The sequence below is a fragment of the Lacibacter sp. H407 genome, from assembly GCF_037892605.1.
Taxonomy (GTDB): Bacteria; Bacteroidota; Bacteroidia; order Chitinophagales; family Chitinophagaceae; genus Lacibacter.
The window spans coordinates 3107202-3121654 of the sequence record NZ_JBBKTU010000001.1 but is presented as its reverse complement, the minus strand read 5'-3'; the positions used below and the strand labels follow the sequence as shown (position 1 = coordinate 3121654).

Below are 14453 nucleotides of genomic sequence, written 5' to 3'. Positions count from 1 at the left end.
TATTTACAAACAGAAAACAACAGCAAGAAAACTAAAACGGGAAAGATGGTAATCGGGAATGGCATGATAGCGACAAGGTTTGGTTCATACAAGGATGATGAACGTTTTGTTGTATTCGCATCAGGCATTTCCAATTCTACTTTGAATGACGTAGATAGTTTTGTACGGGAATTGAACCTGCTGAAAGAAACGATCCGGAATTATCCAAGAGCACAACTGGTTTATTTCAGCACATGCAGCATTTATGATCCGGCGATGCAGCAATCGGCATATGTATTGCACAAGCTTACTGCAGAAAAACTCATTCAGGAAACACACCCCAATCACATTATTTTCCGTGTTTCAAATCCCATTGGCAAAACAGATAACAGAAATACGATTCTCAACTATTTCATTACACATATTTGTGAGGGACAACATTTCACCGCCTGGAAATATGCTACCCGTAACCTGATTGATCTTGACGACATGTATGCTATTTGCAATTGTATTCTGCAAAAGCAAACACACAACTCGGAGATCATTAATATTGCAAACCCGGTAAACTACTCTGTGATCAGCATCATCCACGGAATTGAACAACACTTTTCTAAAAAAGCCGATTACAGTATTGTTGACAGAGGCAGCAGTCCGTTGATTGATATTACAGCCATCGAAGCTGTATTAAGTGAGTTGAAGCTGGAGTTTGATGAACATTATTTTGCACAATTACTGACCAAATATTTTCCTGCCAATGAGCTACCGGTCAGTTAAACAAAAACTTTTTATTGAACAGTTGCTGATGGCCCCGTTTGTGTGGCTGGGCAAATTGTATGGAGCACTCGTTCCGTTACAAACAAAACACGGTGCCGTATTATTTTTTTCGAATGCTGATATTGGTGGCGCCCCACAAGTGAATATTGATATTACTGAATGCATCAAAGACAAAAAACCGTTGATCATTTTTTCAAAGTATCCTCGCAACAATCAGTTCAGTGATCGCTTTACCATTGAAGGAGCCAGAATTATCGACCTGCATAAAAAAATCGACAACAAACTCTATCACTTCGTCAATTTTTTCTATAGGGGTGTTATCGCTTCGTGGATCAGGCAACAACAAATACCCGTGGTATTAGGAGGGGAATGTCTGTACTTCTATAAAGTGATCCCACATTTACCTGCCAGTGTAAAACGCATTGAGATCTGTCACCTTGATACATGGATGAATTATACCATTGGCTATATCGATGATATTTCAACCCGGATATTCAGCACGGAAGAATTGAAGAAAAAAATTGAAGCCCAATACAAACAGAACGAATTACCTGCACAATACTTCAATCGTTTACTGTTTATTGACAATGCCATTGATATTCCAATATTCGATCCAATTGACAATCCTGTAATGCAGGTGTATTTTATTGGACGTGGTGCTGCGCAGAAACGAGTGCATTTGATTGCTGCCATCGCAACTGTGATTCATAAAAAAGGGCTGCCGGTTCAATTTAATTTTGTTGGCGATGTAGAGAATATCGTTCGTGAAGCCGACTACCCTTTCTGCAAATTCTATGGCAATGTAAAAGACGAAGCCCTGATGAAACGCATTTATCAGGAAGCCGATGTGTTGCTGATGACATCGTTGTTTGAAGGGTTACCTGTGGTGGTGATGCAAATGATGGCGCACGGAAAAACAGTGGTATCGACGGCTGTTAATGGCATACCCGATTACATTCATCATAACGAAAATGGGCTGTTGATCCAATCACAAACGGAAGATGAAATAATATCAGAAGGTGCCGGCTATATTGAACGCCTCCAAGCTAATCCGGAACTGCGGACACAACTTGGAAAGCGAAGCAGGGAAATAGCGATGGAAAAATTCAGTCGGGAGGTGTTTTGCAGCACGTATCGCAAACTCATGTTTAACGAATAAGCTCGCATCTCATGTTCGTTTGCTTCGTAAAAACGAATAACTCATCAACAGTTTGGAAACAACACCGTTCTTCAACAGGGTCATTGGTATTTTTTGCTGAAACCTGAGCAACTGTAATAAAAATTCCGGAACTGCTATTCCATCCGCATAAGAAACTAATTCCTGTTTTGAACGAATGGAAAGATTACGCAGTAACCGCCACCATGCATCGTACGTATAAAGCTGTGCATGCGTTGCAGCCCCAAGCTTTTGATAGTACATGAGCGCTTCTTTGATCTCAACAGCCGCATTCCTGAACACTTCATTTGTTACCTGTGTATCGTTCCTGCTCATGGTGATCAACGACTGCGGAATGTACACAGCTTTATATCGTAACATCATCCTGATATATGCTTCCAAATCGACCAGCCATTTAAACGAAGGATCGTACAACTCATTCATTGAACTTTTGAACAATAACACACTGGGTGGCCCCAGTTCATTCTTTGCAAACAAAAGATAGGGATGTGTTTGAATTGCTTCGAAACGTGCTGTTGAAATTGTTTGATCTGCTAACAGCTTGGTTTTTTCATTGTAGATGGAATAACCGGAAAAAATACAATCTACTTTTTCATTCATATGTTCAGCAAATACTTTCAATGAATCTGCTGCAGCAAACCAATCATCATCATGCATGATCTTGATCCAGGTTCCTGAAGCATACTTCATTCCTTCCATCCAGTTGCGTGGAGTTCCAAGTTGTTGTTGATTACGGATGTATTGAAACGGAAAACGATAGACTTGTTGAGTAAGAAATTGTTCCACCGCATCATTCGTTGAATCGTCTGTAACAATCACTTCAAAATCGGCGAACTGCTGCACAGCAATACTCTCCAGCAATCGTTGCAGAAAAGGCAACCTGTTATAGGCCGGGATGCAAATTGAAAGAAGTGGTTTATGCTCCATTGTACCGCTTACTTTTTAATGAGCCGATGAAGATACTGAAGTCCGGTTGGCCGATAGAGCATAAACTTGGCAATGGCATACCACAGCGAAGTATACTTCCAAAGTTGCTGACGCCATACCCATTGTATCCGATAGCTGAATGAAACGGGCTTATCCTTCAACCAATCGAGCCAGCAGGCTGCAACCTGCAATTCAAAACCGGCAGGAATTTCGCCAACAGAAACAGGAAGATGTTTTTCCTTTGCAGCATGATAAATAAATGCTTCCTTCACCCATCTGCTACCGTAATCACCACCAAGCGTATAATGCACCAATGTTACGTCTGTAACAACCATTACCTTGGCAACTGCCGATGCACGTACAGAGAAATCAATATCATAAAAATGAAATCCTTTTAATAACTGATCATCGAAGCCCACCTGCTCCCACACATTCTTTCGGCACATCATAAAAACACCATCGATACAAACAGCATCATGATAGTGAGTTGATGGGGCGGGGCGGTTGTGCATTTCATTCACATGCTTCCCATCTGTGTGAATAATGTTGAACACATCCATTTCTTTTTTGGACGTATACCAGCCAGAGTACATTTTTCCTTTATACCTGCTGCCGGCTACACCAATTAATCCCACTGCAGCATCTTCCTCAAATTTCTGCGCCAGCTTTTGCCCCCAGTTCATTGTCTCAAACGTAACATCTTCGTGCACAAACAGAAGTAATGGATATTTTGCATCACTTGCCAAACGATTGTACACTTTACAAATACCATCATTACTTGCTTTGTTGTCCCACACCAATATTTCATAGGGCACCCCAACAGTTTCAGCAATATTCTCCTTTACCTGCCTTAGCAACTCCTCATTAATTGAACAAATAAGTACTGAAAGCATAGCTTCTCTTTAAAAATCAAAAAAACCTACATTTGCCTGATACGTAAATAAAAAATGTCGAATAACTCTTTCTTCAATAACCTCCTCAAAGGCTTTAACCACACAGTCAATCGTTTTATACATAACCCATACCGGGAAGTAAATATCAGCTGGCTGAAACTGAAAATACTGAAACACTTACCGGCAGGAAAATTAAGACATCACAACCTATCCGGCAAAAAAGTATATTTCACCAATGCACAGGAATTTTTATTTGGATTGAAAGAAATCTTTATTGATAAAGCTTATAGTCAACAACTGCCACCAAACGCCGTTGTTGTCGACTGCGGATCGAATATCGGGCTTAGCATCATTTATATAAAACAATTGTATCCGGATGCAACAGTGATCGCCTTTGAGCCCGATGAAAAAAACTTTGAATTGCTTCAAAAAAATATCAACTCATTTCAGTTAAACAATGTTACACTCCACAAAGCTGCGGTATGGATCACAAACGATCCGCTTCAATTTACAGTAACAGGAACAATGGGCAGCAGTATAAGCACTTCCAGTGAAAATGGCAAAACTGTAACGGTGCAAGGTTTCCGGTTGAAAGATATCCTGACGAAAAAAGTAGATTTTTTAAAGATCGATATCGAAGGTGCAGAATATGAAGTACTAAAAGACATTGTACCGCAATTACAGCATGTGCAGAATCTTTTTATCGAATACCACGGCACCTATGAGCAGAATAAAGAGCTTGTTGAAATGCTGACAATACTTGAAACAAATGGTTTTTCGTTTTACATCAAAGAAGCCACAAGTATTTATGATCACCCGTTTACCAAACAAAAAAATCCCGTTCACAACTTTGATGTACAACTGAATATTTTTTGTATCCGAAGGAAGGCATGATAACTTTTTGTAATTCGTTTAAGAAAATGGCTGAAAAATCAAGACATAACAGCAGCCCGTATAAACAAGCCCGGGTTTCACTTACTGCTAAAAACTGAGGGGATATAGATGTATTACAGAGGTTAACAACGGCTTTACGAAGCTATACCTATTTCATCTTATATATCGAGGAACCGCTAAAAATTTCACTGCCGTGCTGTATTCGGCAATAGACGTGCATATATGAAGACCGTTAGTAACCAATCCTCTTCAGGAATTCATCTTTTCGACGGGTAGCCACCTCCAGGTATGCACCGTTTTCCATTTCCACTTCCCCTCCCCTTCCTTTGTGATACTTTCTGATTTTATTCAAATTGATGAGGTGAGAATGATGCAGGCGGAAAAATATGCTATCGGGCAAAAGTTCTTCATACTCTTTTAAACTTTTAGAGGAGCCCAGTTTCTGCCCATCGGTTGTAAAAATAAATGTATAGGCTCCGTTGGCCTCACAATAAAGAATTGTATCGGTTTCAATAAACTCCAGTTGATCTTTGAAGGTAGGCACGGCTATTTTTTGCAAACCGGCAGAGGGTTGTTTTAAATTCTGCATCAAGAGACTCAACTGTTGATTAATATTTTTTGCATGCACCCGCTGTTCTGCTTTTGCAATTACGGCTTTCAGTTCATCAATATTCACTGGCTTTAAAATATAATCCAGTGCAGAATACTTGAATGCCTTCAATGTATAAGAATCAAATGCCGTAACAAACACGATCTCAAAATTTACAGGCATAATACTATCGAGCAGATCAAACGCATTCCCATGTGGCATTTCAATATCCAGCAATACAAGGTCGGGCTGTAACTCATTGATCATTTGACGGGCAAGCTCAATGTTGCCAGCTTCACCTATATGCGTTGCATTCGGACAATACACCCGTAACAGCTCTTTAATGATCCGCAGATTTTTTGGCTCGTCATCAACAGTTAATACTTTTACCATATAGCAATTAATTGATCGATTCTTTGATGCGGACAAATGGCATTTTCCATACGCAAAAACATTGCCAAGCGTAAATCTAATAAATAATCATCCTTGCTTTTTACATTGTTCTGCAAAATTGATAGAAAGCATTCCTAAATGGGAAACAAAACCTGTATCCTCGTACCAGAAGCTTTCCCATTTTCATCTTTCAGGTCTTCAATTACTACTTCGATCTTTTTTTCTTTTTCCTCATTCAAAAGTGCAATACGTTCTGCCGTTAATGACATGCCACGTGATTGATATTCGATTGGATTTACTGCCTTTAACTCCATCGCCCTTCCCCTGCCTACTCCGTTATCCTCAATTGTACACAGCAATACTCCGGGATATTCCTGAAACGAAAGTGTAATTAATCCTTCCCCGGCTTTGAGGTAACGAACACCATGTCGCAAAGCATTTTCAACATATGGTTGTAAAAGCAAAGGTGGAATATCAAGCTGCGAAGGTGGCTGCTCCGTTTGTACGATCACTTTATACAGAAAACTGCTTTCCATTCGTGCTTTTTCAAGATCAAGATAATTTGACAGGTAAGCGATCTCTTCTTCCAAACTGATCCGTTCTTTAGAGGAGAACTCAAGCGTTTGACGCATTAGTTTTGAAAACCCTGATATAAAACTATTTGCCCCTTCAACATCTCTGTCAATAACATATTGCTGAATAGAATTAAGACTGTTGAAAATGAAATGTGGATTCATCTGCGCTTTCAATGCCATTTGTTCTGATTCACTGATTCGCTTTTGCAACTCTTTTTCCTCTTTTTCTTTTTGCCGGATGAATCGAATACGGTTCCGGAACGACAGTACTAAAAGAAAAATGATCAGTGAAAAAATAAATATCCAAAACCAGGCCGATGACCAGAATGGGGCATGGCATACGATCGGTAAACTGATAAGATTAGATGAACTGTTCCAATCTTCTAACTCACTCTTGGCCTGTATCTCCAATACATACTCACCATAAGGCAGCGGATTGAATTGCACCTGAAGATCGCTTGTATAAAACCAGGTACTATCGTAACCCGATAAACGGTAACGATAACGGAGTTGTCCAGGGTTATTAAATCGCAGAGCTTCGTATGTAACAGAAAGGTTTCTGTTTTTAAACCCAAGTTTGTTCAACCTGCCAGAATCGACCAAGTTGCCATTTAACCGGACTCCTCTTATATAAAAAGGCAATGGCTCATTTTCCCGCTTAATAAAATAATTTCGATCGAGATAAGAAATGCCTGAATTGGTTCCAACTACAATGTAATTCCCGCTCTTCACCACATCGTTAATTTCGTTGGAAAGCAAGCCATCTTGTACGTTAATATTTTTTATGTTGCAGCTAAATGGATTCGTTGAGAGTACTGTTAAAAGCGACAATCCCTTATTTGTTGCAAGCCAAATACGATCATCATCTATGAAGATCTTCCGGATATTATTACTTACCAACCCATCTGCTTCCGTAACCTGCGTTACACTATCATTGTCTGCTATCAGTAATCCTTTTCCACGTGTGCCAAGAAAAAGCATCTGATCTTTATACTCCACGATATCAGTTATACGGGATTGCAGCAGAGGTTTCGAACTGTCGTACAACAGCAACTCCCTGTCAACATATTTCCACAACCCAAACAGATTGCCAACAAGTAATTCATTTTTATCGTTGAGAAATACTTTCGACACACGAAAACTCACTTTACCAACCATGAGAGTAAGTTCAGGTACCCGGTTTAGATTCACTCTGGTAATATTATCATTCTGTCCGGCGATAACAACAGTGTCCGTCAATAAAATATTTGACAAACTCGGTATAAGCGTATAACTAAACTGGCGTCCATATCGTCGTGTTAACGATTCGGGCCAACCCAGCAATGAAACACCTACATAAAAAGAAGAGTTATCTTTCTGTTTGATATCTACAACTTGTCCTGCTTTTATTTTTACTTCGTCCCAAACTGCACCGGGAATAATCTGCACAACACTTCCGTCAAATGTGCCGGCAACAATACCCGTATCAGCGAGATTGTACAGTACGTTTATTTTTCTGTTGATAATAATGCCGTCCTTCGCCAGGTGTCTGGTACGTGTACTGCTTAAGTAGAAAACCCCATCCAATAAACTTGTAAACCACAACCCACCTTCATGATCTTTAGCCAGGGAAGTAATGTGCTTATTACTAAAATATTCTGCCAGCACATCACCGTTTTTATTTTGTATTAACAACCCTTTCTCGGTTGCCATGTAGAACAATCCATTGATTTCCTCGATATCATAGATGCGGTAGGCCGGCTTTTGTAAATCAAACCTTCCATCAGCGTAGATCCAAATCAACACTTCATTGGAGAAAAAAAGCGCTTTATCATTTGAAAACTGCCTGATACGAAATCGTTCCGGCCTGTAAATAAGAGGTATGGTGATATTCACTTCTTTCCCGCCTAAACGAACGGCAATATTGGTTTTCTGAACCGGTAGCGGCTCTCCTATATTAAATTTTCCGGGATAAGAACTCACGTATGTAAAAAATCTGGTAGCAGTTGTTGGAAAGGCTTTGTACTGAATTTTATTCTGGATTGAGAGCAAATCTTTTATTGTTCCATCCTTTGAAACCATATAGGTATGCGGACCAGTTGAAGAAATGTAAAGCGCATCACTGCTATCAACATACAATGCATTAATTACTCCGGGCTTAATGACATCTACAAGTTTGCTATTCCATTTGTACTCTTCGAATTTGCCGTTTTCATAATAAAAGAGCTGGCCCGAAAATGAATGCACCCATATTCTCTTTTTATAATCCTCGTACAAACCTAATATCGAATTATCAGGCAGATTAAATGTTTCAAACCTGTAACCATTGTAGCGGCACACTCCATGATCGGTAGCAAACCACATGTAATTTTTTGCATCTCGCCATACCTTGTGTACTTCAGAGCTCGGCAGTCCGTCTGATGTTGTATAATTTTTGAATGAATAACGTAACTCCTGCGCATGAAGATTGCCTGTTAAACAAATGAACAGGAATAAAAAATAACAATAGATAATATGTTGCGCCCGTTTACCGGTCATTTTTAAAAATAAACATTACACCTGTAAAAAATCAAGGAAGCGTTTCATTCCTTTCCGCTTTTCATCATCCAACAGGTAACTGATATTGTTTGTATAGTATTTCTTTAAATCATACACAGGATACTTCTGCTGTTCGGCTATTTCATCCAGCAATGTAAAACCTTCCGCATTTGCAGCGTTAAACTGTTTTATCCAATCATTGCTCATTGGCTCAATACTTACCCAAACTGCAAATACAAATGGCAGATCGGTCATAGCACGCCATTCGCTGGCAAGATCGTACACATAAGTAGAGAGTCGACGTTGCTCTAACGCCCTGTCGCCAATGACCACCGCAGCAGTTGTACCGGTTATTTTTGTTCGATAGCTTTCATCGGTAGCGTTGATCAACTCCGGATGTATACCCCAGAACTCTTTCATCAATATTTGCGCCAGTGCTACCGATGTCCGGCTTTGGTAATCGAGATAAACAGTTGTCACTTCTTCCACGGGTACCTCGCTGAAGAGGCAAACAGATGCCACTTCAACATCCGATGCAATACAATAATCGCTTACAATATGATAATGCGGCAACTCAGGTAGCAGGGCCACAGGCACCAACGCCACATCTACTTCTCCCGACTTCAACATCGCCGCCACTTTTGAAGGATAATCGGGCACCAACTCATGCGTCGCCAGAAAACTTGCCGACTGCATCCCATACATCATGGGCTTTGTGTTTAAATAACTGACGGCTCCAATTTTTATCTTATTCAATTCATTTACTTTTGCGCTGCAAAGAAAGGGATTTTTTGTTGGTCAGGCTGTTTGCTGCTATGGAGCTTTCGTTGTGTCACTCACTTGTACCACAACAGCCATATGCAGCAATAACTTCGGCAACCAATTAACTACAAACTGTAAACTATTACATGGAACTTCAAAACCTCACCGCTATTTCGCCTGTTGACGGACGTTACCGCAATCAACTGCAGCATCTTGATCTTTATTTCTCCGAATTTGCGTTGATCCGCTACCGGGTACATGTAGAAATTGAATACTTTCTCTTTTTGGCAGAAAAGAAATTTTTCAAACTTACAGCACAACAGCAGAAAGCATTAAAAAATGTTGTTGTCAACTTCTCCGTTGAACAAGCGGTTGAAATTAAAAATCTGGAAAGCGTTACCAATCACGATGTAAAAGCTGTTGAATACTTTTTGAAACGTGAACTGGACTCCTTACAATTATCACAGCACAAAGAATGGATCCATTTTGGACTTACCTCACAGGATATTAACAACACTTCTATCCCGCTTCTTTGGAAAGATGCGTTGGAGCAGGAATTACTTCCCGCCGTATCAACATTAATCTTAAGCTTGAAAAGTTTTGCAAAAGACTGGAGAAACATTCCGTTGCTGGCACGTACACACGGCCAAGCTGCATCGCCTACCAAACTTGGTAAAGAGATCATGGTATTTGTTGAGCGCCTCGAAAATCAGCTGCAACAATTGTCTGCTTTACCAACGTCAGCAAAATTTGGCGGCGCAACGGGAAACTTCAATGCACATTTTGTTGCCTTCCCAAAGAAAGACTGGGTGAAATTCGGCAACGAGTTTGTGGAAGCGAAACTTGGTTTGCAGCGTCAGCAATACACTACGCAAATTGAGCATTACGATAATCTTGCGGCGCAGATGGACGGCATCAAACGCATCAACACCATTCTAATTGATCTTTGTCGTGATATCTGGACCTATGTATCGATGGATTACTTTAAACAAAAGATCAAGAAAGGCGAAGTAGGCAGCAGTGCCATGCCACACAAAGTAAACCCGATCGATTTTGAAAATGCAGAAGGCAATCTTGGTATTGCCAATGCGTTGTTCGAACATTTATCAGCTAAACTTCCTGTTTCAAGATTGCAACGTGACCTTACTGATTCAACCGTATTACGTAACCTCGGCGTTCCGTTTGCACATTCAATCCTTTCATTAAAATCAATTGACAAAGGGTTGAATAAATTATTGTTGAATGAAGAAAAAATTAAACAGGACCTTGAAAACAACTGGGCCGTTGTGGCCGAAGCGATTCAAACCATTTTACGAAGAGAAAATTATCCAAACCCATACGAAGCTTTAAAAGAATTAACACGAGGAAACGCTGCCATCACACAAAAATCAATGCAGGCGTTTATCAAAGGGTTGAAAGTAAGTGCTGACGTGAAAAAAGAATTGAGTGCTATTACGCCTTATAATTATATCGGCGTTAATCCAAAATATTAATCCAAGCCGATAGTTGGTAGTCGTTAGTATCGAGTAGTACTGGCTATCAACTACAGGCTATCGGCTAAGAAACATCTTCCAAAAAGAAATATTCCGGCGCTTTGAATCGGTGCAGGCGTATACTAAGAATATCATATTGAATGCGTTTCCATTCGGGATGTTGATACAAAAACTCCTCGCCTGCATTCATTAGCCGTTCCAGTTTTTTGGCTGTTACACCCTCTTCGGGATGACCATAGGTATCACTCGTTCTTGTCTTTACTTCAATAAAATGAAGGATATTGTCTTTTGACGCAATTACATCTAATTCAAAATACGAATGCTTCCAGTTGCGGTGAAGAATTACAAAACCCTGTGCCAGCAACCATTCAGCCGCCAACTCTTCCCCTTGCCTGCCGGTTTCCAGGTGTTTTGCCATTGCACTAAAATAATCCTTTCGTCATTATCCACATATCGGGGAAAGACAATTTCCAAAATGGCTTTTCGGGAGCTGTTTTTAGCTATTTTTGTCGCTCAATACAGGATTTATGAAGTTGAATAAAACATTCGTTTTTACATTGGCAGCATTGATTGTTGTGGCAGCGCTTTACCGCATCTTACCAAACCGTCCCCTAGGTTTTGCACCACAAATTGCGATTGCCCTGTTTGCCGGTTCGATCATGAAGGATAAAAAATATGCTTTTGCGTTGCCTATCCTTAGTATGTTCATCAGTGATGCATTGTACCAGGTGTTGTACAGCGCAGGACTTACTTCAATTAAAGGTTTTTATGGCGGACAGATGACTAACTATATTTTATTTGCAGGTTTAACTGTGATGGGTTTCTTTATCAATCAAAAGAAAGCATGGCAGATCGGTTTAGGTGCTTTGGCCGGACCAACGGTTTATTTCTTTGTAAGTAATTTCCTGGTGTGGATCGGCGGTGGTGGTTACCATCATCCAAAAACAATGGAAGGATTGATGCTGACTTTAACAGATGGTATTCCATTTTACACCGGCAGCTTATATGCTACCGTTGTATTCTGCACCATGTTTTTTGGCGGTTATGCATTGTTAACATCAAGTGAATTGAAAACAGCGAAAGCATAAAATTGTTTTTTATCATATTGAAAACCTCATCACAAGATGAGGTTTTTCTTTTTAACAACATAATTAATCCACTCTTAATTATGATTCAAAAGAAACAAAACATACACCTATATTCCATCTTTTTTTTGGCAATAATCGTACCCTCTTGTAACAACAACACAACAACATGTGAAAAAATCCAAGAATGGAAGGTTCAGAATTACAGGATTATAAAATCAAAATGCCCAGATTTAGTATTGGCCAATTATTTCAAATACGAAGTCTATATTGCTGACAAGAAACAGAATACAGGAGCTTCGCAGATTGATAGTTGCATTTTTACTTGGCAAGCCTCGAACGAAAGGTTCCTTACACTAAATATATGCGATAACACAATTAGTGAGCTTAACCCGCACAGAATTTACTTAGACACAAAGCCTATCGATTCGATAATGATATTCTCAAAAAAAGAAAATAAAGCAAAATTGCTAACATCTGATCAAATAGTAAGATTTGTAACAGATTGGAACCATAGCAAAGTACGTGGTTACTCAAGTGAACCGTTCGATTCAGCTTTTTCAATTTCCCCAGCCTATCAATACAAATTGACTGTATTTTTTAAAGAGAAGAAACAGCATTTCTACGGATACAATTATCTAATACTTGATAGCTCTAATTGGAAATACGAAATGATAACCCCTGGCGACCTTGAATATTTCCATAACTTTTGGAAAAAGTAAACTACCCTATATAAGCCCTTACACCTGAAACACTCCCACTCTCAACTCATCCATATCCGGATTATGATCGGCTGCATGAATTCCCTCGCTGATCACCCGGCGGGTTTCAACAGGATCGATAATTTCGTCTACCCATAACCGTGCGGCTGCATAGTAAGGCGTCGTTTGTGTTTCGTACCTGCCTTTTATTTCATCCAGCAAAGTCTTTTCATCCTCTGCACTCACTTCTTTTCCTTTTGCTTTCATAGCAGCAACCTGTATCTGTAACAATGTTTTTGCGGCTTGCTCCCCACCCATCACCGCAATCTTCGCTGTTGGCCATGCATAAATAAAACGTGGATCGTATGCTTTACCGCACATGGCATAATTACCGGCACCATAAGAATTTCCTATTACTATCGTGATCTTAGGCACCACACTATTCGCTACGGCATTCACCATCTTAGCGCCATCTTTAATGATACCACTATGTTCGCTTCTGCTGCCCACCATAAAGCCGGTTACATCCTGCAAAAACACCAATGGTATTTTTTTCTGATTACAATTGAGAATAAAACGGGCCGCTTTATCCGCACTGTCGTTATAGATCACTCCACCCAACTGCATTTCATTCTTTCGATTCTTTACAATGGTTCGTTGATTGGCCACAATGCCCACTGCCCAACCATCAATTCGTGCATAACCACAAAGAATTGTTTTACCATAATCCTGTTTGAACTGATCGAAGTCACTATCGTCCACAATGCGTTCAATAATTTCCAGCATATCATACGGTTTCCCATCCGCAGGAAAAAGCCCGTACAATTCTTCCGGATTCTTTTTCGGAAGTTTTGCTGTAATCCGATCGAAACCTGCTTTCTTTTTTGCACCCAACTTATTCATCAATTTCTTTACTTCATCCAAACATTCTTCTTCAGTTTTGAATTTGTAATCAGCAATACCAGATATCTCTGTATGCGTTACAGCACCTCCAAGCGTTTCGGCATCAACATCTTCACCAATCGCCGCTTTAACTAAATAAGGCCCTGCTAAAAAAATCGAGCCATTGCCTTCCACCATTAATGTTTCATCGCTCATAATGGGCAAGTAAGCACCACCTGCCACACATGCTCCCATCACCGCCGCAATTTGTGTAATGCCCATTGCACTCATCCGTGCATTGTTGCGAAAGATGCGGCCAAAATGTTCTTTATCAGGAAAAATTTCATCCTGCATTGGAAGAAATACTCCTGCGCTATCAACCAAATAGATCACCGGCAAACGATTTTCCATGGCTATCTCCTGTAACCGCAAATTCTTTTTTCCACTGATGGGAAACCATGCACCAGCTTTTACTGTTTGATCATTTGCTACAATTACGCATTGCCGGCCGCTTATATAACCAATACCGGCAACAGTACCTCCTGCCGGACAACCGCCTTGCTCCGCATACATTTCATAACCTGCAAACGCCCCGATCTCAATAAATGGTTTGTCTGCATCACGCAGGTATTCGATGCGCTCCCGTGCAGTTAGTTTATTACGCTCCCGTTGCTTTTCAATCGATTTTTTTCCGCCACCCTCGTAGATCTTTTGCAGACGTTTCCGCATTTCGGTAAGCGATAATTTCATCACGTCCTCATTCTTATTGAACTGAATATCCATAAGGCTAATATTTTAGAAAAGTACAATCG

12 protein-coding genes are annotated in these 14453 nt (G+C 40.1%); 5 read left to right on the top strand and 7 right to left on the bottom strand.

The genetic code is table 11. The annotated features are described in order from the left end of the window. Nucleotides 1–63 precede the first annotated feature (63 nt). Together WG989_RS13540 and WG989_RS13535 are read left to right on the top strand one after the other, a co-directional pair. Nucleotides 64–753, top strand: a complete 690-nt coding sequence (locus tag WG989_RS13540; RefSeq protein WP_340430106.1) for an NAD-dependent epimerase/dehydratase family protein — start codon at nt 64–66, stop codon at nt 751–753. Next, nucleotides 734–1912, top strand: coding sequence for a glycosyltransferase family 4 protein (locus tag WG989_RS13535; protein WP_340430105.1), 1179 nt, complete (start codon nt 734–736; stop codon nt 1910–1912). The genes WG989_RS13540 and WG989_RS13535 overlap by 20 nt, the downstream gene beginning before the upstream one ends. 9 nt (nt 1913–1921) lie before the next feature. On the opposite strand, the gene WG989_RS13530 is transcribed toward WG989_RS13535, so the two are convergent. Together WG989_RS13530 and WG989_RS13525 are read right to left on the bottom strand one after the other, a co-directional pair. Further along, on the bottom strand, nt 1922–2857 hold the full coding sequence (locus tag WG989_RS13530; RefSeq protein ID WP_340430104.1) for a glycosyltransferase family 2 protein: 936 nt from the start codon (nt 2855–2857) through the stop codon (nt 1922–1924). An 8-nt stretch (nt 2858–2865) separates the two neighbouring features. Further along, a complete protein-coding gene (locus tag WG989_RS13525; RefSeq protein WP_340430102.1) occupies nt 2866–3750 on the bottom strand; it encodes a glycosyltransferase in 885 nt (294 codons plus the stop codon). 54 nt (nt 3751–3804) lie between these two features. On the opposite strand from WG989_RS13525, the gene WG989_RS13520 reads away from it, so the two are divergent. Beyond that, nucleotides 3805–4644: an FkbM family methyltransferase gene (locus WG989_RS13520; RefSeq protein WP_340430101.1), complete on the top strand. Its 840-nt coding sequence runs from the start codon at nt 3805–3807 to the stop codon at nt 4642–4644. 232 nt (nt 4645–4876) lie between these two features. On the opposite strand, the gene WG989_RS13515 is transcribed toward WG989_RS13520, so the two are convergent. The 3 genes from WG989_RS13515 to WG989_RS13505 form a co-directional block, all read right to left on the bottom strand. After that, nucleotides 4877–5626: a LytR/AlgR family response regulator transcription factor gene (locus WG989_RS13515; RefSeq protein WP_340430100.1), complete on the bottom strand. Its 750-nt coding sequence runs from the start codon at nt 5624–5626 to the stop codon at nt 4877–4879. Nucleotides 5627–5760: 134 nt separating this feature from the next. After that, a complete protein-coding gene (locus WG989_RS13510; RefSeq protein WP_340430099.1) occupies nt 5761–8718 on the bottom strand; it encodes a sensor histidine kinase in 2958 nt (985 codons plus the stop codon). Nucleotides 8719–8733: 15 nt separating this feature from the next. Continuing rightward, entirely contained in the window at nt 8734–9474 is a 741-nt protein-coding gene (locus tag WG989_RS13505; protein WP_340430098.1) for a menaquinone biosynthetic enzyme MqnA/MqnD family protein, read from the bottom strand. A 152-nt stretch (nt 9475–9626) separates the two neighbouring features. Between WG989_RS13505 and purB the strand changes: the two genes are divergently transcribed. Next, nucleotides 9627–10973 carry an adenylosuccinate lyase gene (purB, locus tag WG989_RS13500; RefSeq protein WP_340430096.1) on the top strand — a complete coding sequence of 449 codons (1347 nt, stop codon included), beginning with the start codon at nt 9627–9629 and terminating at the stop codon, nt 10971–10973. 64 nt (nt 10974–11037) lie between these two features. Here purB and WG989_RS13495 read toward each other — a convergent pair whose 3' ends face one another. Next, entirely contained in the window at nt 11038–11391 is a 354-nt protein-coding gene (locus WG989_RS13495; RefSeq protein WP_340430094.1) for a YraN family protein, read from the bottom strand. A 109-nt stretch (nt 11392–11500) separates the two neighbouring features. Between WG989_RS13495 and WG989_RS13490 the strand changes: the two genes are divergently transcribed. After that, nucleotides 11501–12061, top strand: a complete 561-nt coding sequence (locus WG989_RS13490) for a DUF6580 family putative transport protein (RefSeq protein ID WP_340430093.1) — start codon at nt 11501–11503, stop codon at nt 12059–12061. A 737-nt stretch (nt 12062–12798) separates the two neighbouring features. On the opposite strand, the gene WG989_RS13485 is transcribed toward WG989_RS13490, so the two are convergent. Further along, entirely contained in the window at nt 12799–14424 is a 1626-nt protein-coding gene (locus WG989_RS13485) for an acyl-CoA carboxylase subunit beta (protein ID WP_340430091.1), read from the bottom strand. Between the last annotated feature and the right edge of the window lie 29 nt (nt 14425–14453).